This is a genomic window from Dellaglioa sp. CoH-56-MRSF-12 (assembly GCF_056782075.1).
Genome location: NZ_JBXAYD010000153.1, coordinates 1 through 245, shown reverse-complemented (window position 1 = coordinate 245; position 245 = coordinate 1). Strand labels below are relative to the sequence as shown.

Genomic DNA, 245 nt, shown 5'->3' with positions numbered 1-245 from the left:
GGGGACATGCGGCAAGGCTATACGCAAACCTTCCGGTCGATCTGGCTGCCGTACGGCAATGCGCTGGTGCTGGCGGCGGCGCGCATCGACGAGGCGCTCGACAATGCCGAATCGAGCGAATGTGCGAATGCGCGGGCGCGTCGCGAGGAACGGCGCTTCGAGATCGCGCCGGACCTGGCCGGCGCCGGCGACGTCTATCCGCTGACGGTCACGGAAACGGGCACGCGCGGCGGCAAGGCCATCCA

Annotated in this window: 1 protein-coding gene; it reads left to right on the top strand. The window is 69.0% G+C overall.

The features are described from left to right. Positions 1 to 245: hypothetical protein (locus AC1RPY_RS08125; protein WP_481763175.1), on the top strand; the 245-nt coding region annotated here is incomplete at both ends.